This window comes from Gordonia sp. NPDC127522, assembly GCF_042672305.1.
Taxonomy (GTDB): Bacteria; Actinomycetota; Actinomycetes; order Mycobacteriales; family Mycobacteriaceae; genus Gordonia; species Gordonia hongkongensis.
Genome location: NZ_JBHXVK010000001.1, coordinates 651825 through 673719 on the forward strand (window position 1 = coordinate 651825; position 21895 = coordinate 673719).

Genomic DNA, 21895 nt, shown 5'->3' on the forward strand with positions numbered 1-21895 from the left:
ACCCTCACCCGGCCGGGTTTCGCCCCGGCCACTGACAACAGAGCTCTGGAAAGGTAACAAGTGCTCGACGTCAACTTTTTCGACGAACTGAAGATCGGCCTGGCCACGGCCGACGACATCCACAACTGGTCATACGGTGAGGTCAAGAAGCCGGAGACGATCAACTACCGCACGCTCAAGCCGGAGAAGGACGGCCTGTTCTGCGAGAAGATCTTCGGCCCGACCCGTGACTGGGAGTGCTACTGCGGCAAGTACAAGCGCGTCCGCTTCAAGGGCATCATCTGTGAGCGCTGCGGCGTCGAGGTGACCAAGGCCAAGGTGCGCCGTGAGCGCATGGGCCACATCGAGCTGGCCGCCCCGGTCACGCACATCTGGTACTTCAAGGGTGTCCCGAGCCGGCTGGGCTACCTGCTCGACCTGGCGCCGAAGGATCTCGAGAAGATCATCTACTTCGCCGCCTACGTGATCACCGCGGTCGACGACGAGCTCCGCCACAACGAGCTCTCGACGCTCGAGGCCGAGATGGAGGTCGAGAAGAAGGCTGTCGCCGATCAGCGCGACGTCGACCTCAACGAGCGTCAGCAGAAGCTCGAGCAGGATCTCGCCGAGCTGGAGGCCGAGGGTGCCAAGGCCGACGTGCGCCGCAAGGTGCGCGACGGTGCCGACCGCGAGATGCGTCGTATGCGCGACGCCGCCCAGCGTGAGCTCGACGGTCTCGAGGAGATCTGGGACAAGTTCGTCAAGCTCGCCCCGGGCGACCTCATCATCGACGAGAAGCTCTACCGTCAGCTCGAAGAGCGCTACGGCGAGTACTTCCAGGGTTCGATGGGCGCTGAGGCGATCAAGAAGCTCCTGGAGACCTTCGACATCGACGCCGAGGCCGAGTCGCTGCGCGAGACCATCCGCAGCGGCAAGGGCCAGAAGAAGCTGCGCGCGCTCAAGCGACTCAAGGTCGTCGCAGCGTTCCAGCAGTCGGGCAACTCGCCGCTGGGCATGGTCCTCGACGCCGTGCCGGTGATCCCGCCGGAGCTGCGTCCGATGGTGCAGCTCGACGGTGGCCGCTTCGCGACCTCCGACCTGAACGATCTGTACCGCCGCGTCATCAACCGCAACAACCGCCTCAAGCGACTGATCGATCTGGGTGCTCCCGAGATCATCGTCAACAACGAGAAGCGGATGCTGCAGGAGTCGGTCGACGCCCTGTTCGACAACGGTCGTCGTGGCCGTCCGGTCACCGGGCCGGGCAACCGCCCGCTGAAGTCGTTGAGCGATCTGCTCAAGGGCAAGCAGGGTCGTTTCCGTCAGAACCTGCTCGGCAAGCGCGTCGACTACTCGGGCCGTTCGGTCATCGTGGTCGGCCCGCAGCTCAAGCTGCACCAGTGCGGTCTGCCGAAGCTGATGGCTCTCGAGCTGTTCAAGCCGTTCGTGATGAAGCGTCTGGTCGACCTGAACCAGGCGCAGAACATCAAGTCGGCCAAGCGCATGGTCGAGCGTCAGCGCCCCGCGGTGTGGGACGTCCTCGAAGAGGTCATCGCCGAGCACCCGGTGTTGCTGAACCGTGCACCGACGCTGCACCGCCTCGGCATCCAGGCCTTCGAGCCGCAGCTGGTGGAGGGCAAGGCCATTCAGCTCCACCCGCTGGTGTGTGAGGCCTTCAACGCCGACTTCGACGGTGACCAGATGGCCGTGCACCTCCCGCTGTCGGCGGAGGCGCAGGCCGAGGCGCGCATCCTGATGCTGTCGTCGAACAACATCCTGTCGCCGGCGTCGGGCCGTCCGCTCGCCATGCCGCGTCTGGACATGGTGACCGGTCTGTACTACCTGACCACCCTCAAGGAGGGTGCAGCGGGCGAGTACACCCCGGCGAACGGCGACGACGTCGAGCGTGGTGTCTACTCGACCCCGGCCGAGGCCATCATGGCCGTCGACCGCGGTGTGCTGACCGTGCAGTCGCGCATCAAGGTGCGTCTGACCGACCAGCGTCCGCCGGCCGACATCGAGGCCGAGCAGTTCCCCGACGGCTGGAAGTACGGCTCGCCGTGGGACATCGAGACCACGCTGGGCCGGGTGCTGTTCAACGAGCTGTTGCCGATCGAGTACCCGTTCGTCAACGAGCAGATGCCGAAGAAGCGTCAGGCCGTGATCATCAACGATCTCGCCGAGCGCTACCCGATGATCGTGGTCGCCCAGACCGTCGACAAGCTGAAGGACGTCGGCTTCTACTGGGCCACCCGTTCGGGCGTCACCGTCTCGATGGCCGACGTGCTGGTGCCGCCGCAGAAGGCGGAGATCCTCGACAAGTACGAGGAGCGGGCCGACGGTCTGGAGCGCAAGTTCCAGCGCGGTGCCCTCACCCCGGACGAGCGTCGTGACTCCCTCGTGGAGATCTGGAAGCAGGCGACCGAAGAGGTCGGCGCGGCCATGGAGGCGCACTACCCGGACGACAACCCGATCCCGATGATCGTGAAGTCGGGTGCGGCGGGCAACATGACCCAGATCCGCTCGCTGGCGGGCATGAAGGGTCTGGTGACCAACCCGAAGGGTGAGTTCATCCCGCGTCCGATCAAGTCCTCGTTCCGCGAGGGCCTGACCGTGGCCGAGTACTTCATCAACACGCACGGTGCCCGCAAGGGTCTGGCCGACACCGCGCTTCGTACCGCCGACTCGGGTTACCTGACCCGTCGTCTGGTGGACGTGTCGCAGGACGTCATCGTGCGCGAGACCGACTGTGGCACCGAGCGTGGCATCACCACGACCATCGCCGAGAAGCAGGCCGACGGCACGCTCATCCGTGACGCGCACGTCGAGACCTCGACCTACGCCCGCACGCTGGCGCAGGACGCGGTCGACGCCGACGGCAACGTCATCGTCGAGCGCGGTCACGACCTGGGCGACCCGGCCATCGAGGCCCTGCTCGCCGCCGGCATCACGCAGGTGAAGGTCCGTTCGGTCCTGACCTGTGGGACCGGCACCGGTGTGTGTGCGATGTGCTACGGCCGTTCGATGGCCACCGGCAAGCTCGTCGACATCGGCGAGGCCGTCGGTATCATCGCGGCCCAGTCGATCGGTGAGCCCGGTACCCAGCTGACGATGCGTACGTTCCACCAGGGTGGCGTCGGTGACGACATCACCGGTGGTCTGCCGCGTGTCCAGGAGCTCTTCGAGGCCCGCGTCCCCAAGGGCGTCGCGCCGATCGCGGAGGTCTCCGGCCGGGTGCGTCTCGAAGACGACGACCGCTTCTACAAGATCACCCTCATCCCGGACGATGGTTCGGAAGAGGTTGTCATCGACAAGATCTCGAAGCGTCAGCGTCTGCGCGTGTTCAAGCACGACGACGGTTCCGAGCGGCTCCTCGCCGACGGTGACCACGTCGAGGTCGGCCAGCAGCTCATGGAGGGCTCGGCCAACCCGCACGAGGTGCTCCGCGTCATGGGTCCCCGTCAGGTGCAGATCCACCTGGTCAACGAGGTCCAGGAGGTCTACCGCAGCCAAGGTGTGTCGATCCACGACAAGCACATCGAGACCATCGTGCGTCAGATGCTGCGTCGCGTGACGATCATCGATCACGGTTCGACCGAGTTCCTGCCCGGTTCGCTCGTCGAGCGTGCCGAGTTCGAGGCGGCCAACCGTCAGGTCGTGACCGAGGGTGGCGAGCCCGCCGCCGGACGTCCGGTGCTGATGGGTATCACCAAGGCCTCGCTGGCGACCGAGTCGTGGCTGTCGGCGGCGTCGTTCCAGGAGACCACGCGTGTCCTGACCGACGCGGCGATCAACAGCCGCAGCGACAAGCTGATCGGTCTGAAGGAGAACGTGATCATCGGTAAGTTGATCCCGGCCGGTACCGGTATCAACCGCTACCGCAACATCCAGGTTCAGCCGACCGAGGAAGCTCGTGCCGCGGCGTACGCGGTGCCGTCCTACGACGACACCTACTACAGCCCGGACGGCACCTTCGGTGCTCCGGCCGGCGCTGCGGTGCCGCTGGACGACTACGGGTTCTCCAACGACTACCGGTAGGCGCTAGGACAAGACGACGCGGCCCCCGCACTCATCGCGAGTGCGGGGGCCGCGTCGTCTCTAGGGAACGGGAAGAGTTGTGACGGTGCGGGTTTCGAGGAGCAGGTCGTAGTAACGGCCGCCGGGGTAGTAGGTCGGGGTCGCGGTGTCGGCCACCATGTCCGACGACCAGCCGGTGGCGAGTGCGCGGATGACCCGGCCGTTGCGGGGACGCGGCACCGCAAGCTCGGACAGTTCGCCGATCAGGTCGGTCGACTCGCCTTCGGCGTCGATGTGGATTCCGGTGACGAGGCGCGAGCCGAGAAACTCCTGCCGCGTTGTCTCCTGGAGGACGGACACGCCTTGCCCGAAGTTGTTGGACACCGACGGTTGCGACGCGATCACCCGGATCGGTAGCGCGGCGGCGGCGAGAGATGCTGCGGCGGTGGCGAAGTTGACGCCGAAGAAGGAGTTGACGGGATCGAACAGCATGAGGCCGGCCAGGCGTCGGTAGGCGACGGGGTCGGCACGGCGGAGTGCGTCGGCCGCCACGACGACGAACTCGCCGCCGGCCGAGTGTCCGGAGAAGATCATTCGGTACGGCATCGTCACGTCGGGGCGGTGGGCGGAATCGCGGGCCTCGCGAAGGCTTGTCGCGAGCGGACTGCCGGTGTCGTGGCCGGAACCGAAGACCCCGCCGATGGTCCGCGCGAACGCCGCGTTGTCGGCGATGTTGTAGGCGACGGCACACCCGCCGAGGTTGACCGAGTCCAGCGTCGGGCTCACGACGAGGAACCCGGCGTTCGCGTACGCGCGGGCCACGGAGTCGAGGTTGGCCGCCGTACGGGAGAAGCCGTGCTGCAACCACACGATCGCCGAGGGTTCACCGGGCGGGAAGTACCACCGGACCGCGACCCGGACGGGCTTGCCCGCACATTCGGTGGCGATGTCGGACGACGACCCGGCCGCCGGCGCTGCTGTCACTGCCGACGGTGTCACACCGACGAACACCACGATCGCGGCAACAACCGCGATGCACCAGCGGAACAATCTTCCCGACATCCGGCAAGTCTAGGACCGGCCAGATGCCACGATGCGCGGTTTCCGGGAGCGCGACCCCCTCCGGCCTCCGCTCGCTGAGGTGCAGAGGAGCGCAAGCGACCCCCCACCCCTCCCCAATCCGAAGAACCGCATAACCCATGCTCCCTGAGGTGCGAGGAGCGCAAGCCGCCGGGCCGAGCAAGCGACGAAGGAGCGCGTCGAGGTCGACGAGCCACGAAGGGCCTGGTGAGGCGCCTTGCGAGCCCCTTCGTGGCTCGCTTCGCTCGCACCTCAGGGAGCATGAATGTCGGACGCCCGCGTCCGCTCCCTGCCTCGAGGGGTCACAGCTTGCGCTTGACCAACTTCCCGGTCGGCGTGCGCGGCAACGTGTCCCGGAAGATGACCTCGCGCGGCAGCTTGAACTTCGCGATCCGCGGTCGGAGGTGATCCAACAATGCGTCGGCGAGCTCGTCGCCCCCGTCCTGTCCCTCGACCGGTTGCACGACCGCCGTCACCCGCTCGCCGAGATCGGGGTCGGGTACGCCGATGACCGCGGCGTCGAGCACCGACGGGTGGGCGAGGAGTGCATCCTCGATCTCCCGCGGGTAGATGTTGACCCCGCCGGAGATGATCAGGAACGAGTCGCGGTCGGTGAGGAACAGGTGACCCTCGTCGTCGACGTAACCGACATCGCCGGTGGTCGTCCATGTCGGATGCTCGGGATGCTGTGCGCCACGGGTCTTCTCGAGATCGTTGTGGTACTCGAACGGCAGCCGGTCGCGCTCGAAGTAGATCGTGCCGATCGTTCCCGCCGGCACCTCGGTGCCGTCGGAATCGCAGACCCGGATCGTGCCGAGGACGGCGCGCCCCACCGTGCCCGGGTGCTCCAGCCACTCTGGGGTGTCGACGATGGTGAGACCGTTGAGCTCGGTGGACGAGTAGTACTCGGACAGGATCGGACCCCACCAGTCGATCATGGCCCGTTTGACGTCGACGGGACACGGCGCGGCGGCGTGCACCGCGACCTTCAGGCTCGACGTGTCGTACCGGGCCCGCACCTCCTCGGGAAGTCGGAGCATGCGCACGAACATCGTCGGCACCCACTGGCTGTAGGTGACGCGGTGTTCCTCGATGAGGGCCAGCGCCCGTTCCGCGTCGAACCGCTCCATCACCACCACCGTGCCGCCGAGCGCCTGCACCGAGGCGCAGGTGCGAAGCGGCGCAGCGTGATACAGCGGTGCCGGCGACAGGTAGACGGTGTCGGGACCGACGCCCCACACGGACTGGTTCATCGCGATCATGGTGTCGCCGGGCTCGTCGACCTGCCGGTTCGGCAGTTCGGGTTTGATGCCCTTCGGTCGTCCGGTGGTGCCGGACGAGTAGAGCATGTCCGCGCCTCGCGGCTGGTCGGCGAGCGGTTCGGTCGACTGCGTCGCCGCGGCGGCGTCGAGGTCCTCGTGACCCTCGATCCGGCCGGAGTAGGCGAAGCGAGTCTCGACGCCGGGGGTGAGCGGGATCAGCTCGGCGCCGAGGTCGGCGAGAGCGGCGTCGACGATGAGGGCCTTCGCGCCGCAGTCGATGACGATGTAGGCGCTCTCGGCGGCGGTGAGGTGCCAGTTCACCATGGTCAGGTAGAGGCCCGACCGCATTGCCGCCCAATAGATGTCGAAGATCCGCGCGGAGTTGGTGGCGAGCACCGCGAGGTGGTCGCCGGGACGCAGGCCGCGGTCGGCCAGGGCCCGGGCGACCTGGACCGACCGGGTCTCCAACTGGGTGAACGTCACCGTCTCACTCCCGTCGGCCATGATGACCGCGGGATCGTTGGGTCGGGTGGAGAGGTGGGCTCCGGGGTACATCAGAAAGCTCCTAGCGGGTCGAACCGGTCGATCAGTACAGGTAGTCCTCGCCGCTGGCACGCACGGTCACGTCGGAAAGGCTGATGCCCCACGGCTGGTCGATGACGTGGACGACGGCGTCGGCGAGATCCTCGGGCTTGATCAGCCAGTACTTGATCGAGTCGACGTCGGTGAGTTCGGCGGGCAGGTCGTCGTTCAGAAGGGCCGTGACGTGCTCGCCGTAGGAGGCGGCGCGCTGGCCGACGAGGCCCATGATCGCGGTGTCGTTGACGATCCAGCTGGCGAGGTTGGTGCCGGTGATGCCGGTCGGCTTGACGGTGGTGACCTTGATCTTGCCCTTGGCCTCGATGCGCAGCGAGTCCGAGATGGTGGTGACCGCGGCCTTGGTCGCGCTGTACACGCCCGAACCCTCGATGCCCGCGTTGCCGTAGATCGACGAGATGTTGACGACCTGGCCGCGACCCTGCGCGATCATCTGGTCGTAGACCGCGGAGATGCCGTTGACGACGCCCTTGATGTTGATGTCGATGGCGGCGTGCCACTTCTGCCAGGCGCGGGCGTGGTCGGCGAAGTAGGCGAGCGGCATGACGCCGGCGTTGTTGACGAGGACGTCGATGGCGCCGAACTGCTCCACGGTGGCGTTCGCCGCCGCGGCGACCTGCTCCATGTCGGTGACGTCGGCGACCTGGGCGAGCGCCGAACCACCGGCCGCGCGAATGCCGTCGACGACGGCGTTGACGTTGTCGGCGTTGACGTCGACTCCGACGACGTGCGCGCCGGCGGCCGCGGTCTTCTCCGCGATCAGCTTGCCGAAGCCGCTGCCGGCGCCGGTGATGACGATGACCTTGTCCTTCAGGTACTCGGACATGGGGGTACTCCGTTTCTGTTCTGGGTGAGACGAATTGACGTGGATGCGTCTGGCGATGAGTGAGGTCAGACGATGTCGACGGCGTCGAGGAGGCCTGCGACGCGCTGCCGGTCACCGGTGACGGTGACCGCCGACCGCCAGGCGCTGCGGGTGGTGCCCCAGCGCAGGAAGTCGGTGGCCGAGGAGGTGGCGACGTCGGCCGGCAGGTCGGCGGTCTCCCGCACGGTGACGATCGTGCCCGCGGTGTCGCGGTCGATGACGAACGAACGGTCCGTCGCGCCGGTGAGCCGCAGGCCGATCGGGCTCTCGAGTGTGGGATACAGTGCCGCACCGTTCATCTGGGGCAGGCCGGCGATCATCCAGTCGATGGCGGGATCGATGGCCGCACTCACCGACACCTCGGCGGCGTCCAGCGGTCCGAACGGCTGCGTCAGGTCGCTGGTGAGATGCACGAGGTGGTCGAAGGCGACGGCGTCGCTGAGCTGGCGCAGCCGGTAGGTGCCCAGGTCGAGCATGTCCAGCGGCTGGTCACGAAGGTCCTCGCCCTGTAACGCGGCCAGGGTCGCGAGGCCGGCCTCGGACTGCGCGCGGTAGTAGTCGACAGCCTGTTCCGACGACCAGTCGGCCCGTTCATGCACCGCGGCGTCGTTGAGTCGCTCGGACTTTCCGCTCGGATTGTCGGGGAAGACCAGGTCGGGGTCGGCGATGAAGTTGAAGAAGAAGCCCATGTGGGTGACGACGTCGTGGACGCGCCAGCCGTGGCAGGCGCTGTCGGCCGCCCAGTCGGCGGGCGTGAGCCGGTCGAGCAGGGCGAGGGTGTCGTTCACCAGTGCCTTGGCAGCAGTGACTCCGGCATCGGACATGGCCGATCGCCTCCTTGGAATATGTTGTGTACCAGTGTGAATGGACGAGACGGGTGTCAGGCGGGCAGGAAGATCGACTTGAGGTTCTGGTAGGCGGCCAGGCCCTCGGGGCCGAGCTCGCGGCCGATGCCGCTGGCCTTGACGCCGCCGAAGGGCGAACCCCAGTCGAGGTTGAAGTAGTTGACGCCGAACGAGCCGGTCTCGACGCGACGGGCGACGTCGACGCCGCGATCGGGATCGGAGGTCCACACCGTTCCGCCGAGCCCGTACGACGAATCGTTGGCGAGAGCGATGGCGTCGTCGACGTCGTCGTAGCGCAGCACGGTGAGGACGGGACCGAAGACCTCTTCGCGGGCGATGGTGGCCGAGTTGTCGATGCCGGCGAAAACGGTTGGCTCGACGAAGAACCCGCGGTCGACACCCGACGGCGTGCCGCCGCCGGTGGTCACGGTGCCGCCCTCGGTGCGGCCGCGCTCGATGAGGGACAGCACCCGGTCGCGATGCCGGCCGCTGGCGAACGGACCGACCGCGACGGTCTCGTCCATCGGGTCGCCGACGGGCAGCGACGCGCACATCGCGCTGATGGCGTCGAGGTACTCGTCATAGCGGCTGCCGGGCACCAGGATTCGGGTGGACATGTAACAGGTCTGGCCGGTGTTGAGCAGGGATGCGGTGGCGAGTCCGCCGACGGTCTGCTCGAGATCGGCGTCGTCGAGCACCAGCGCCGCGGACTTGCCGCCGAGTTCGAGGGTCACCGGACGGATGAGTTCGCCACAGACGCGGCCGATCTCGCGGCCGGCCGGGGTCGATCCGGTGAACGCGACCTTGTCGATGTGCGGGTGCGACACCAGGTGACGGCCGATCTCGCTGCCGCCGTTGACGATGTTGAGGACACCGGCGGGCAGGTCGGCTGCGATGGCCGCCTCGGCGAGGACGTACGCGTCGAGGCTCGTCTCGGGGGATGGCTTGAGAACCACGGTGCAGCCGGCGGCCAGCGCGGGCGCGATCTTGAACATCGAGAGGATCGCGGGGAAGTTCCACGGTGCGATGGCTCCGACGACGCCGATGGCCTCGCGGCGCACGATTGTCGAGCCGGGCAACGGCTGGCTGGTACGCGTCTCCTCCACCGGGGTGGCCTCGACGAGGTCGGCGTAATAGCGCAGCAGCTGGACCGGCGCGGCGCCCTCGGCGAACCGCGCCAGCGCGATCGGCATGCCGTTCTCGGACGTCACCGCCGACGCGCGGTCCTCGGCGCGTTTGTCGAGCTCGTCGGCGAACCGGCGCAGGTGTGCGGCACGGTCGGCAGGGGACAGGTCGCGCCAGCCCGACGACCGGAACGCGGTGCGGGCGGCCTCGACGGCCGCGTCGACGTCGGCGGTGGTGGCCTCGGGTACCGAGCCGAACTGCTCCTCGGTGAGCGGGGAGATGACCGGGATCGTCGCCGAACCGGCCGGCGCGCGCCAACCGCCGTCGATGAAGAAACTCGTGCGGACGGTGTCGATGGTGGTCATGGGTACTCCTCGCTGAGTGTGTCGGCCGTCGAGCGGTCGGCGGCGTGTGTCCATGATCACTCCGAGCGAGGCCGGATTTCTTGACATCTCATGACGACTTCTTGACAGTTGGTGCCATGGCCGATCTGATCTGCGCATCCTCGCTCAGTCAGTTACCCGAACTGATTGCCGAACACGATGGAGATGCCCGCGCGATCCTCGGCCGCGTCGGCATCGACCCGGCCGTCGTCGGCGCGTACGACCGGTTCGTCCCGTTCACCGCTCTGTCGACGGTCATCGGTCTGTGCGCGGCCGAGTTCGACGTCCCCGACCTCGGGCTGCGCCTCGCCGCCCGGCAGGACCCCGACATCCTCGGCCCGGTCGCGATCGCGGCCCGCAACGCCGAGACCGTCGGCGACTCGTTTCGGCAGGTTTCGGCCTTCGCGCACGTGTACAGCCCGGCCATCACCGCCCAGATGCACTACGGCGAGCGGGAGGTCGCCTACGAGTTCGATACCGTGCTGCAGCGTGTGCCGTACCGGCCGCACGTCGTCGAACTCGCGATGGGCGTCACCCGGTCGACGTTCGCGATGACGCTGGGTCACGGCTTCCGCGCGAACCGGATCACGTTGGCGCACCCGCCGATGTCCGAGCCGCGCGTCTACACCGACTATTTCGGTTGCCCGGTCGAGTTCGAGGCGCCGGCCAACCTGGTGGTCTTTCCCCGCGGGGTGATGCAGCAGACGTTGCGGCGGGTCGACCCCCTGGCCTACGACGTGGCCATCCGATTCATGACCGGACACGATCGCGAGAGGGCCTTCGGCGAGGCGGTCTCGGCGCTGATCGTGCGCGCACTGCCGGCCGGGGCGGCCACGCTGGAGGCGGTGTCGAAGCTGCTGATGATGCACCCGCGTGCGGTGCAGCGGGGTCTGGCCGACGAGGGCGCGACATTCGAGCAACTCGTCGACGACGCGCGCCGCGACCTCGCCGTCTCACTGCTGTCGAACCGGGGTGTCCCGCTGGCGGCGGTGGCGCGGCAGATCGGATACTCCGAGCAGAGCACGCTGACCCGCAGTTGCCGACGCTGGTTCGGCGTGCCGCCGCTGGCGAAGCGCCGCGAGCTGACTGCCCCGGGCCAGGACTCGTCCCGAGATCTCTAGGAGTCGTCGCTGTCCGGGGTGTCGTCGCTGTCCGGGATGTCGTCGCCATCCGAGAAGTCGTCGTCAGCCGAAGCGTCGTCCAGGAGGCCTTCGGGGTCTTCGATGCGGACGTCGTAGTCGTCGCCGAGGCGCCGGGCCACCTCACCGATGAGGCGCCGCGCGGCGTCGTCCAGTACCCGCACGTGGGTCAGGTCGAGGACGACGGCCTCGGTGTCGAAGCCTTCGCACGCACGACTGGCGACGATCTCCGCGCCCGCGAAGCGCAGGTCGCCCTGGAGCTCGACGACTGTCGTGCCGTCGTGTTCGGTCACCGATCGCAGCGCGGGCCGACCGGTGGGGGCCACGTGCATCATGTGCAGTTCCATGTCGCGCGACAGCCGTTCGAAAACGGCGACGCCGCGCACGCTGTTGCCCTGTCGGTCGAGCCGCGGCGACCACACCGCGAGCCCTACCTGCCCGGGCAATACGCCCAGGATCGCGCCGCTGACACCGCTTTTCGCGGGGATTCCGACCGTCGCCATCCAGCTGCCGCTGCCGTCGTACATGCCGCACGTGGCCATGACCGACAGGACGTGCCGGGTGATCCAGCCCTCCAGGAGGCGCTCGTCGTCGCCGGTCGACAGTCCGCCGTTGGCGAGTACCGACCCCATGACGGCGAGGTCGCGGCAGGAGACCCGGATCGAACACTGGGCGGCGTACCCGTCGACGACCTCGTCGGGTTCGCAGTCGAGTTTGCCCGCCGAGCGCAGCAGGTAGGCCAGCGCGGTGTTGTGGTCGTCGGAGGCGAGTTCGGCGCGGTGGACCTCCTTGTCGACCGAGACCTCGCGTCCGGCGAGAGTGCTGACGAGGTCGATGACGCGGTCGACGCGTTCGTTGGGATCCGCGCCGTTGATCATCCCGTGCACGGCGACGGCGCCCGCGTTGATCAGCGCGTTGCGCGGTCGGCCGGTCTCGGCCTCGAGCGAGATCTCGTTGAAGGCGTCGCCGGACGGTTCGGTGTCGACGCGTTCGAGTACGGCGTCGAGCCCGCGGTCGCGCAGGGCGAGCGCGTAGGCCGGTACCTTGCCGATGGACTGGATGGAGAACTCGTGGTCGGCGTCGCCGGCGGTGTACACGGTGCCGTCGATGGTGGCCAACGCGATACCGAACGACGACGGATCCGCCCGCTCGAGTTCACGATTGCCGGTCGCGACCTCACCGCCGTCGTCGTCGCGGCATTCGGAGAGTACTCGTTCGAGGTAGTCGTCGATGGGGGAGCGCATATCCCACGGTAGCCACCTGGGCTCAGTTCTGGCGGTACGGCATGTACTGCACCGACCAGTGGTTGCCGTCCGGATCGTCGAAGTACACGAAGTGGCCCCACGCCTGTTCGTCGATCTCGCCGGGGTCGACGCCGGCCGCGAGCAATTGTTCGCGGGCCTCGTTGATGTCGGTGACGACGACCTGCAGACCCTTCACCGATCCCGGTTCCGCGTCGGTGAGTCCCTTGCCGAAGGCGATGGAACACGCCGACCCGGGCGGGGTCATCTGGACAAACCGGATCTCGTCGGACACGACGTGATCGTGGTCGACGTTGAATCCGATCTTGGAGTAAAAGTCTCGCGCCCGGTCGACGTCGCTGACCGGCAGGATGACGAGTTCGAGTGTCCAGTTCACGGTTCCTCCTGGGGTTGTGGTGTAACACAAGCTTCTCAGGACATGCGGACAGTTACGGTCCTTATTCGAGACGTTCGTCCGCCCCCTGAGGAGGCCCGGAGCTTGCGGAGGGCCGTCACGAAGGGTCATCTCGACGTCGGATGCGATGTCGGTCCTGGCGGGTGACGGCTCGGATCTCTTCGAGAACCCCCTCCCAGCCGTACAGCACGTCGTCGTAGGTGAGGCGCATCGTCATCCAGCGGTCGAGCATTGTCATCCGGTCCCGCCGGCGGTCGTTGCCGAATGCGGCCTTGTCCGAGTGGTACGACTCGCCGTCGCACTCGATGAGCAACGAACCCGTCCGGAGATCAGCGTGTTCGCGGCCGCCGATCGACGGTTGCACCTCCACGTCGAATCCCGCGGCGATGAGCCGGAGCCGGACGAGCGACTCGGTGCCGGATTGCGAACGGGCATCACATCGGTCGAACATCGCCGAGACCGCACGGGTTACACGACCCATCTCGGCCTGGAGGTCCGGGATGGTCAAGTCGGTGGCGTTGAGGACCGAGTCGACCACCGCTATCCACTCCTCGGCCGGAAGGCACCGTGCGGCGCAGCCGACCGCCACGGCGATCGGGTCGACGGCCGTCGTCACGGGGAGCGGGCGGCCGAAGCCCTGGCACCACCGGAACGGGCCGCTGGGCTTCGTGGCGGACTTCGCGTGTTTGCTGAGACGAACGTGGGTCTCGTTGTGGCCCGGCGGTATCCAAAGATCCGGCAGGCCGCGCCGCTGATGGAACCGCAGCGCGCTGATGCAGGACAGCGCACCTCCGGCCGTCACCGCGGACACGACGTGGGGGTCCGCCGCGGACGTCCGCACCCAGCCGTATCGGAGCGACGTCAGGGTCTCGGCCTTGCGCGCCTGCGCAATGGCATCGGGCGCCCAGCCCATCGCGGTCAGTTCTCTCAGCGAGTACACGCCACAATCCGAAGTCACACCTGCTTTGACGCACGGAACCGGTCGGTGGTTTCGTCAGATCGGGCCGGGTGTGGAAAGTGTTGTCCCCGTGAGAGTCGTGGGAGGGCAATATGCCCTTCGAGGTCGCTCATGGGGACGAGACTTTGACTCACCCCGCCGAGAACCGGACCGTGGTGCGGATCTGGGTGGCTCCGGGGTGGTCACAGGCGGTAGTCGTGCCGGCTTTGGGCGTGGCCAGGCGCGACGGGCCGGTTCCTAGGCTTCGTCGGGCCGGGTGTGGAAAGTGTCGTCCCCGTGAGTGTCGTGGGAGGGCAATGTGCCCTTCGAGGTCGCTCATGGGGACGAGACTTCGGCTCACCCCGCCGAGAACCGGATGGCGGCGCGCACCTGGGCCGCGATCGCCCGCCCGGCGTCGAGCGGCCATCGGTGCATGACGTAGTCGGCGGCCGCGTCGATAGTGAGTTGGCGGGTGGAGTTTCCCGCGCGCACCCAGAACTCGGGCGGGGCGTTCTTCCCGGCCCGCAGGTAGACCGGCCGCGGAGATGGTGAGCACGTCACCCGGCAGACCGGGACGTCCCGCGATCCGTCGGGCCGCGCTACCGATTCGACGGTGATGCCGACGGCCGCCGCGGTGTTCTGGCCGAGGGTCGTGGTCAGCAGATCGCGCAGCCACAGTTCGAAACGGTCGGCGTCGGGCACCTTCAGCGTCGCGAAGTCGGGTTCGAGACCGAGTGGGGTGCCGTCGTCGGCGACACCGATGAGCAGGGTGCCGCCGTCGGAATTGAGGAACGCCGACACCGTCTTGACGATCACCTGCTCCATCCGCGGGTCTTTCTCGCCGCTGCGCAGGTTGACCCGGGCGGTCGACTTGAACTCGAGCCGATCGGATTCGCCGTCGGAGAGCAGTTGCGCGACAGGGGCATTGGATTGCCGTTGCAGCCGCGCCGCGAGCAGGCCGTACGCGCCGACCGCGATGACCGAACTGATCAATCCCAGCACGACCGTCGTCACGCTCCACACCCGGAGGTGCTTGTCGACGAGGCCGGCGATGTAGAGGCCGAGCGCGGTGCCGAGGATCGACAGCACCATCGCCGTCGTCGCGTCGAGGCGGGCGCGTCGGCGCAGCAACCACCTGGCGACGACGCCGAACACCCACGCGACCACCAGCACCAGTACCAGCGCGGTCGCCGTCGCCCAGACCGGTACCGCGAACTCGATTCCGCCGATCGTTCCCACACAGCTTTATAGCCCGGAGCCTCGCTCAGCGCGGCTCCGGGCTACCGAAACGTCGAACTCAGACGGCGTCGCCGCCGTCGATGCTGCCGAAGTCGCCGACCTCGACGTTGCCCTCGTCGTCGACGGCGGTGTCGAAGGTGCCGTCGCCGTCGGTGTCGGCGACGGCGATGTCGGTGAGGCCGTCGGCGTCGGTGTCGGCTTCGATGACGTCGATCTCGCCGTCGGCATTGGTGTCGTAGGCGATGGAGTCGGCCTGGCCGTCGCCGTCGGTGTCGAGGATGGCGTCGGTGGTGCCGTCACCGTCGACGTCGGTGAGTGCGGCGTCGACGGCTCCGTCGCCGTCGGTGTCGACGAGTACGGCGTCGGCGGGGATCTCGGTGCTCATGGTGGGTCCTTTCGGGGTTCGGCGCGGTGGTGCCGGGGGGTTGTGAAGTGCTTCTGGTTACTTGGAGGTGAGTCTGCCCCGGTTTGTTCCCCGCGGCCTCGAAGTCGCGTCGGGATCATTCGCGGGGAGTACCCCCTCAGCGCAGATCGGCGAGCAACTCCGACAGGAGGGACCGCGCACGGGAGATGCGACTGCGCACGGTCTGCAGGCCGATGCCCTGGGCCTCGGCGATCTCGGAGTAGCTGAGCTCGCCGTAGACGCGCAGCACGAAGGTCGCCCGATAGGCGTCGGGAACCTGCGCCAACGCTTCGGCGATCCGGTCGGACACGACGACCTGCGCCGCGACGTCCAGATGGCTCATCGGGTCGTGGTCGGCGATGTCGTCGGCGTCGGTGCGTTTGCGGATCCGGGCGAGCGCGGCATTGGACCCGATGCGGTACAGCCAGGTCGACAGTTGCGCGTCGCCACGGAAGTTGCCGATGGCCCGCCACGCGGCGACGAGCGCGTCCTGCATGGCGTCCTCGGCGTCGTGCTGATTGCCGGTGATGCGTAAACAGATGGCCCACAGCCGGTCTCGATGCTGTTCGACGAGCGTGGTGAAGGCCGCCTGATCGCCGGCGCGGGCGCGTTCGAGGAGGTCCGCGCCAGCGGGGGATTCGTCGATCAACGACTGCACCCGCTCATCGTAGGGCCGTGCCCCGACCATGGCAGCACATCGCGACTTTCGGTGCCGCGCAGCTCAGAAGTCGTCATCGAATGTCCCGTCTTCCACTGGATCGACGACCGGATCCCCGTCGTCGCCGAAGACGTCGTCGATGGTGTCCCCGAAGTCGCCACCGATCGGATCGTCACCCGCGAGGTCGGATTCCGCGGACACCTCGCCGTCGAACTCCTCGTCCGCCGGATCCGGCCCGGGTGCGGCGGTCAGGTCGGTGTCGAGTTCGTACGACGGGTCGAACGCGGTTCCGACGGCGGTCTCCCACGCGCCCTCGGGCACGCTCAGCTCGCCGGGCGGGTCGGTGTCGCGCAGCCAGTCGTCGAAGCCGCTCTCCCCGGAGCCGGTGTCATCGTCAAGGTCGTCGGTCATGGTCGTTCGCCTCCGCAGGTATCTCTGTCATCCGGTCGACTGCCGGGCGCCGAGGAGTGATGGACAATTCTCGGCACGTACCTAGGAGTGTCGCCGAGCCCGGAATGTTCCCGCCGGATCGGAAGAAGTCTCGGGAGGTCAGATCTCGTGGAGCAGCGCATGACCGTGCGTGGTCGCGTGGAGCAGTTGCTCGACGAGGTGGGCCTGCTGGCGCCGGACCCGGCGACGATTCCCGCCCTGCGGGCCCGGCTCGCCGAACCGCTGACCGTCGCGCTCGTCGGACGCGTCAGCTCCGGCAAGTCGACGCTGCTCAACGCCCTCGTCGGGGACCGTGTCGCCCCGACCGACCGCGCCGAGTGCACCCGCGTCGCCGCGCTCTACGTCGAGGGCAACCCGCAGCGGGTCGAGGTCGTCGGACTCGACGGCGCGGTCACCGAACTTCCCGGACCCATGCGCGGCGACCTCGGCCGGCCACCGGAGGAGATCGACCATGCGATCGTCCACACCCCGTCCCGGTTGCTGCGCGAGCGCTTCCGGGTCATCGACACCCCCGGCCTCTCGGGTTTCACCGACACCGCCGAGATCGCGACCCGGCGGGTGTTCGGTGGGCAGAGCAGGCTGGCCCGGCCGGACGTCGTGCTCTTCCTGCTCGACGACGCCGCGGGACCGAAGGCCGACGAGGTCGCCTTCCTCGCCGACGCCGGTGCGTCGGCGCAGAACACCATCCTGGTGATCTCCCAGGCCGACCTCATCGCCGCCGACAACCCGATGCTCAAGGCGCAGGAGATCGCTCGCCGGGTCTGGCGACGCTTCCCGGCGATCGCGGGCGCCGTGGTCGCGGTGTCCGGGCTGATGGCCGAGGCGGGCGTCTGCGGGGTCACCGAACGTGAGACCGCCCAGATCTCGCGCCGCGGACAGCTCGAGTCCTGGGAGCTGTTGACCATCCTCGACGGCGGGATGCCCGCGCCGCCGGGGATCGACGTCGACGAACTGGGCCGGCTCGAGCAACTCGTGGGCACCTATGCGATGGACGCCGGGGGCGAGATCGCGCGGCAGGGTGCACGGGCGTACAGCGAATGGCTGCACCGGGTTTCGGGCATCGACGAGTTGCGGCTGGCCATCGGCCGACGATTCCTGGCCGTCGGCGACATCCTCAAGGCACGCACGGTGCTGGCCGCGCTGCGCGAATCGGCCTACCGCAGTCCGCGACGCGACGTCTTCCTGGAGGCGATCGACGAGGCCGAGACGTCCCCGGCGCTGCACCGGCTCCGCGAGATCGCCGCGCTCGAGGCCCTCGCCCGGTGGCAGCCCGACTGCGAACTGGTCGGCGAGCTCAACGTCGTCGTCGCGAGTCGCGATGTGCGCGTGCTGTTGTCGTTGCCGCCGAATGCCGCACCACCGGCGATCGCGGACGCCGCGCGGCAGCGGGCCACCGACTGCCGGTCGCGGCGGGCCTTCGCGGCGACGTCTGCCGAACGGGAGGCGTTGCTGGTGCTCGAGCAGACCTATCAGCTCGTCCGGCGCGGACTGTGGGTCAACTGACGTGATGGTCGACGAGGAGCGCAGGGTGAACGAGGAGAGCAGACGGTGACTTCCAGGGAACCCGCCGCCATGTCCGGGGCTGGGGCCAAGGGACTCGAGAAGGCCCCGGCGAAGAGTGCGACGCCGACGCCGGAGGCGGTCCTGCGGTCGGCGATCGACGCATTGCGCAAGCACGGCGAGGACGCCATCGCCGACCGCGCGACCCGCGTCCGCGACCGACCGGCACCGCAGGGGACCGTGGTCGTCATCGGCGAGGTCAGCCGGGGCAAGAGCTCGCTGGTCAACACGCTTCTCGGGGTCGGCGACCTCGCGCCCGTCGACGCCGAGATCACCACCTCGGTGTACGTCCGGTTCACCCCTGCCGCCGACGACCTGCCCGCCGGCACCGCGCTCGTCGAGTTCCCCGGTGCCGCCCACCGCATCCCGGCGACCGAACTGTCCGACTGGGTGACCGTCGGCGGGCGCCACGCGGCCGGGGTGCCGGCAGAACGTCTCGCGCCCGGCACGCCCGTCGATTCCGTTCTCGTGCCGCCGGTCTCGGCGCGGGTGGGGGTCGACGCCACGGTGCTGCCCGGCGTCACCGTCGTCGACACACCGGGTGTCGGGTCGCTGGTCCCCGAACACGTCGAGGCCGCGGTCAGCGCGGCGCGCGGCGCGTCGGTGCTGGTGATGGTGTGCGACGCGACCGCACCGCTCAGCGCGCCCGAACTCGACTTCCTGCGCAGTGTCAGCGAGGAGGTCGCCTCGGTGGTGTTGGTGGTCACCAAGACCGACCTCGTGATGCGGCAGTGGCGGACGATCGTGGCCGAGAACCGAAAGCTGATCGGCGCCAACGCACCTCGCTTCGCGCACATCCCGATCATCGGTGTGTCCAACCGCATCGCCGCCCAGGCCGCGGCGATCCCCGATCCGGACCGTCGTGAACGGGCCCTCGCGGCGTCGGGCGTTCCCGAACTCGTCGACGCCCTGACCCCGCTGGTCCGCGACGGGGCCGCGTCGCCGGTGCACAACGCGCTGCAGCTGACATTCGCTGGGCTCGACGACGTCCGCACGCGCCTGGTCCTGGAGATGAAGGCCGCCACCGCGACTCCCGCCGAACGAGCCGACATCGAAGCCGAACGCGACCGGCTCCAGCGCCTCAAGGATCGTCGTCGGGAATGGCGGGCGCGACTCACGCAGGACATCACCGCGGCGTCGCTGCAGACCGACGACCTCATGCGCGACCGCTTCGACAAACTGCTGGGCCAGTGGTCCACGCGTATCGACAAGTTGCGCTTCTACGAACCGCACCGGGCGGGCCAGGAGCTGATCGCGCAGATGACTGTCGACCTCGAGGCCGCCGCGCGCGAGGTGAGCGCCTCGTTCGTGGCCGGGATCGAGCGGATTGCCGACGCACTGTTCGCCGATGCCGCCATCTCCGACGAGCTGGTCGGACAGATCGCCGGCGGCGCGGGCGAGCTCAAGCTCCGTGAGCAGGAGAAGATCTCGCCGTGGAAGAACATGGTCGACCCGATCCTGCTCTCCATCGTCGCCGCCGGCGGCCCGCTGGCGATCATCCCGGTGGTCAACGTGGTGGCGGTGCCGGTGTGGGCGGGCGTCGTCGTCGGGTTCCGGGCGTCGAAGGTCGGCAAGGAGAATCATCGCAAGTGGCTGACGAAGGCGGTCGCCGACATGAAGGCCGACGTCCGGTCGCAGCTGCAGTCGATCAAGGCGCAGGCCAGCGGTGACCTGCAGATCGCCTACGACGAACTGCTCGAGCGGCTCCTCGCGGAGTCGACGAAGATCCTGAACGACGCCGCTGCCGATGCCAAGAAGTCGGCGGCCGAGCGGGAGAAGATCGCGCAGGATCTCCGGAACCAGATCATCGCGGTCGACAACGTGCGCAAGTCGATCGCCCGGGTACTTCGAGCGCCCGCCGGATGAAACCCGCTGTCATGTGTAACGATCTGCACCTGAGGAGGTGGCCACGTGGCGCAGGAGAGCAGGCGGCGACTGTGTATCGACTTCGGCACCAGCAACACCGCGGCCGCGTACCGGGTCGGGTTCGGCGAGCCGGTCATCGTGCCGCTCGGCCCGGGTGGACCCGCGATGCCGTCGGCGGTGTTCGCGGCTGACACAACCGTCGTGGTGGGTCACGACGCGGTGCAGCGGAGGTTGCAGGCACCCGACGCCTTCGAGGACACCCCGAAGTCGCGTATCGACGACGGCGAGATCGAACTCGGCGACCGGTTCTGGCCGGTCGAGGATCTGATCGCCGCCGTGCTGCGGCACGTGCACCAGACCGCGTTGCGCCACAGCGGACTGCCGATGTTCGACTCGATCGTGCTGACCCATCCGGACCGCTGGAGCGAGCGACGCAAGAACGTCCTCCGGCGCGCGGCGCAGCGGGCCGGCATCCCCGCCGACGCACTGCGTGTCGCCTCCGAATCACTCGCTGCCGCTTGGTACTACGTGTACCGCGGGCACGACGTCAGTGGTGGCGAACGGATGTGTGTCTTCGACTTCGGCGCCGGCACGTGCGACGTGGCAGTCCTCGTCCGCGACGGCGCCGAGGGATTCACCGTCACCGGGTCGGGCGGCGACAATCACCTCGGCGGCCGGGACCTCGACGCCCGGATGATCCGTTGGGTGCACGACGAGGCCGCCGAACTCGACCCCGACCTCCCGAGCCGGCTCCGATCCCCGGCCGCCGCGATCGCCCTGGCCGATCGGGTGCGGACGGCGAAGGAAGCGCTGTCCGACACCGCGCAGGCCGTCATCGAACTGCCCGGCACCCGGCACACGCTGCTGCTGACCCGACGCGAGTTCGAGGCGATGATCGGACCGTTCGTGGAGCGGGCCGTCGAGTTGACCCGGGACGCGATCGCGCGGGCCGACGCCGCGGGTACCGGTCCGGGCGGGCCGGTCATCGTCTATGTCACGGGCGGGACCAGCAGCATCCCGATGTTGCAGTCCGCGCTGTCGTCGGTCGGCCGGGTCGCCCGGATCGGCGACCCGAAGGTCGTCGTCGCGCAGGGTGGGCTCCTCCGCTCGACCAACGTCGTCCCGGGGACCGAGGCCAACAGCTTCGATGTCGGGCGGGAGACCGATCCGCGGCGGACCGTGGGCCCGGCGGTCGACGCGTCGGGTCGTCGAATCGCGTTCCCCGCGTTGCCGGGCGGTTCGGTGATCGCCGCCGTCTCGGTGCGCAACGGCCAGCCCGTACGAGCGGGGGAACCGCTCGCGACCGTCGATTTCCCGGCCGGGCGGGTGACGATCGACGCGCCGGTCGCGGGCACGGTGCACGGCCTCGACCTGCGGTCGGGCGCCGCCGTCCAACCGGGTGCGGTGTTCGCGGCCGTCGGACCGGTGGACCTGCGGCCGGACCAGTGGCCGCGGCTGCACCGGATGCCCGCCGGCACATCGGCGGTTGCGGCGCGGCCCGTGACACAACCGGTCGTCCCGCAACCCCTCGTCCCGCAACCCCTCGCCCCGCAGCCCGTCGCTCCACCTGCCCACATCTCGCAACCCGGCTCGGCGCAACCGATTCCGGAATCGGGGAAGGTGAATGCGTTCGGGCTGGCGGGACTCATCGTGGGAATTCTCGGGTTTCCGCTGTGCCTGGGTACGATCGTCGGCCTGGTACTCACGGTCGTGGGCATCACGCGTGCCGGTGGCCGTCGCGATGCCCTCACCACGACGGCGCTCGTCATCAACATCCTGGGCGCCGTGGCCTGGGTGGCGTTCGTCATCTGGGCGGTCGTCAGCGGCTGACCCG

17 protein-coding genes are annotated in these 21895 nt (G+C 68.6%); 5 read left to right on the plus strand and 12 right to left on the minus strand.

Annotated elements, in window-relative coordinates; all coding sequences use genetic code 11:
- The first annotated feature begins 60 nt into the window (after positions 1-60).
- Entirely contained in the window at positions 61-4017 is a 3957-nt protein-coding gene (locus ACFVHY_RS02995; protein ID WP_058253299.1) for a DNA-directed RNA polymerase subunit beta', read from the plus strand.
- A gap of 60 nt (positions 4018-4077) precedes the next feature.
- Here the strand turns inward: ACFVHY_RS02995 and ACFVHY_RS03000 are convergent, their stop codons facing one another.
- From ACFVHY_RS03000 to ACFVHY_RS03020, 5 genes are all read right to left on the minus strand, one after another.
- Complete coding sequence (locus ACFVHY_RS03000; RefSeq protein ID WP_390268143.1) at positions 4078-5058, minus strand: alpha/beta hydrolase; 981 nt, start codon at positions 5056-5058, stop codon at positions 4078-4080.
- A gap of 320 nt (positions 5059-5378) precedes the next feature.
- Positions 5379-6893, minus strand: a complete 1515-nt coding sequence (locus tag ACFVHY_RS03005) for an acyl-CoA synthetase (protein ID WP_390268145.1) — start codon at positions 6891-6893, stop codon at positions 5379-5381.
- A gap of 31 nt (positions 6894-6924) precedes the next feature.
- Positions 6925-7761 carry an SDR family oxidoreductase gene (locus ACFVHY_RS03010; protein ID WP_390268148.1) on the minus strand — a complete coding sequence of 279 codons (837 nt, stop codon included), beginning with the start codon at positions 7759-7761 and terminating at the stop codon, positions 6925-6927.
- A gap of 65 nt (positions 7762-7826) precedes the next feature.
- Positions 7827-8624: a maleylpyruvate isomerase N-terminal domain-containing protein gene (locus tag ACFVHY_RS03015; RefSeq protein ID WP_390268151.1), complete on the minus strand. Its 798-nt coding sequence runs from the start codon at positions 8622-8624 to the stop codon at positions 7827-7829.
- Positions 8625-8680: 56 nt separating this feature from the next.
- The gene (locus tag ACFVHY_RS03020; protein ID WP_390268154.1) at positions 8681-10135 is read right to left on the minus strand and encodes an aldehyde dehydrogenase; all 1455 of its coding nucleotides are present in this window, start codon (positions 10133-10135) and stop codon (positions 8681-8683) included.
- 116 nt (positions 10136-10251) lie between these two features.
- Between ACFVHY_RS03020 and ACFVHY_RS03025 the strand changes: the two genes are divergently transcribed.
- Positions 10252-11274, plus strand: coding sequence for an AraC family transcriptional regulator (locus ACFVHY_RS03025; RefSeq protein WP_390268157.1), 1023 nt, complete (start codon positions 10252-10254; stop codon positions 11272-11274).
- On the opposite strand, the gene glsA is transcribed toward ACFVHY_RS03025, so the two are convergent.
- The 7 genes from glsA to ACFVHY_RS03060 all read right to left on the minus strand — a co-directional run bounded on the left by glsA (position 11271) and on the right by ACFVHY_RS03060 (position 16596).
- The gene (glsA, locus tag ACFVHY_RS03030) at positions 11271-12536 is read right to left on the minus strand and encodes a glutaminase A (RefSeq protein ID WP_390268160.1); all 1266 of its coding nucleotides are present in this window, start codon (positions 12534-12536) and stop codon (positions 11271-11273) included. The genes ACFVHY_RS03025 and glsA overlap by 4 nt on opposite strands.
- Before the next feature lie 22 nt (positions 12537-12558).
- Entirely contained in the window at positions 12559-12930 is a 372-nt protein-coding gene (locus ACFVHY_RS03035; RefSeq protein ID WP_390268163.1) for a glyoxalase superfamily protein, read from the minus strand.
- A 115-nt stretch (positions 12931-13045) separates the two neighbouring features.
- Positions 13046-13861: an endonuclease domain-containing protein gene (locus ACFVHY_RS03040; RefSeq protein ID WP_390268810.1), complete on the minus strand. Its 816-nt coding sequence runs from the start codon at positions 13859-13861 to the stop codon at positions 13046-13048.
- Positions 13862-14242: 381 nt separating this feature from the next.
- Positions 14243-15124, minus strand: a complete 882-nt coding sequence (locus ACFVHY_RS03045; RefSeq protein ID WP_390268166.1) for a helix-turn-helix domain-containing protein — start codon at positions 15122-15124, stop codon at positions 14243-14245.
- A gap of 58 nt (positions 15125-15182) precedes the next feature.
- Positions 15183-15509, minus strand: coding sequence for a hypothetical protein (locus tag ACFVHY_RS03050; protein WP_390268168.1), 327 nt, complete (start codon positions 15507-15509; stop codon positions 15183-15185).
- Positions 15510-15645: 136 nt separating this feature from the next.
- Positions 15646-16185 carry an RNA polymerase sigma factor gene (locus tag ACFVHY_RS03055; RefSeq protein WP_205334036.1) on the minus strand — a complete coding sequence of 180 codons (540 nt, stop codon included), beginning with the start codon at positions 16183-16185 and terminating at the stop codon, positions 15646-15648.
- A 63-nt stretch (positions 16186-16248) separates the two neighbouring features.
- Entirely contained in the window at positions 16249-16596 is a 348-nt protein-coding gene (locus tag ACFVHY_RS03060) for a hypothetical protein (protein WP_390268171.1), read from the minus strand.
- A 159-nt stretch (positions 16597-16755) separates the two neighbouring features.
- Here ACFVHY_RS03060 and ACFVHY_RS03065 point away from each other — a divergent pair, with 159 nt between their 5' ends.
- From ACFVHY_RS03065 to ACFVHY_RS03075, 3 genes are all read left to right on the plus strand, one after another.
- Positions 16756-18138 carry a GTPase gene (locus ACFVHY_RS03065; RefSeq protein WP_240199272.1) on the plus strand — a complete coding sequence of 461 codons (1383 nt, stop codon included), beginning with the start codon at positions 16756-16758 and terminating at the stop codon, positions 18136-18138.
- 69 nt (positions 18139-18207) lie between these two features.
- Positions 18208-20061, plus strand: coding sequence for a dynamin family protein (locus ACFVHY_RS03070; protein ID WP_390268813.1), 1854 nt, complete (start codon positions 18208-18210; stop codon positions 20059-20061).
- Positions 20062-20106: 45 nt separating this feature from the next.
- Positions 20107-21891 carry an Hsp70 family protein gene (locus ACFVHY_RS03075; protein WP_390268174.1) on the plus strand — a complete coding sequence of 595 codons (1785 nt, stop codon included), beginning with the start codon at positions 20107-20109 and terminating at the stop codon, positions 21889-21891.
- The last annotated feature ends 4 nt before the right edge of the window (positions 21892-21895 follow it).

Bases quoted from the DNA above. Each gene is read 5' to 3' on its own strand.
- ACFVHY_RS03040 (WP_390268810.1), bottom strand. From the start codon at position 13,861: ATGGGCTGGGCGCCCGATGCCATTGCGCAGGCGCGCAAGGCCGAGACC.
- ACFVHY_RS03005 (WP_390268145.1), bottom strand. From the start codon at position 6,893: ATGTACCCCGGAGCCCACCTCTCCACCCGACCCAACGATCCCGCGGTC.
- glsA (WP_390268160.1), bottom strand. From the start codon at position 12,536: ATGCGCTCCCCCATCGACGACTACCTCGAACGAGTACTCTCCGAATGC.
- ACFVHY_RS03050 (WP_390268168.1), bottom strand. From the start codon at position 15,509: ATGAGCACCGAGATCCCCGCCGACGCCGTACTCGTCGACACCGACGGC.
- ACFVHY_RS03010 (WP_390268148.1), bottom strand. From the start codon at position 7,761: ATGTCCGAGTACCTGAAGGACAAGGTCATCGTCATCACCGGCGCCGGC.
- ACFVHY_RS03025 (WP_390268157.1), top strand. From the start codon at position 10,252: ATGGCCGATCTGATCTGCGCATCCTCGCTCAGTCAGTTACCCGAACTG.
- ACFVHY_RS03070 (WP_390268813.1), top strand. From the start codon at position 18,208: ATGTCCGGGGCTGGGGCCAAGGGACTCGAGAAGGCCCCGGCGAAGAGT.
- ACFVHY_RS03015 (WP_390268151.1), bottom strand. From the start codon at position 8,624: ATGTCCGATGCCGGAGTCACTGCTGCCAAGGCACTGGTGAACGACACC.
- ACFVHY_RS03065 (WP_240199272.1), top strand. From the start codon at position 16,756: ATGACCGTGCGTGGTCGCGTGGAGCAGTTGCTCGACGAGGTGGGCCTG.
- ACFVHY_RS03020 (WP_390268154.1), bottom strand. From the start codon at position 10,135: ATGACCACCATCGACACCGTCCGCACGAGTTTCTTCATCGACGGCGGT.
- ACFVHY_RS03000 (WP_390268143.1), bottom strand. From the start codon at position 5,058: ATGTCGGGAAGATTGTTCCGCTGGTGCATCGCGGTTGTTGCCGCGATC.
- ACFVHY_RS03060 (WP_390268171.1), bottom strand. From the start codon at position 16,596: ATGACCGACGACCTTGACGATGACACCGGCTCCGGGGAGAGCGGCTTC.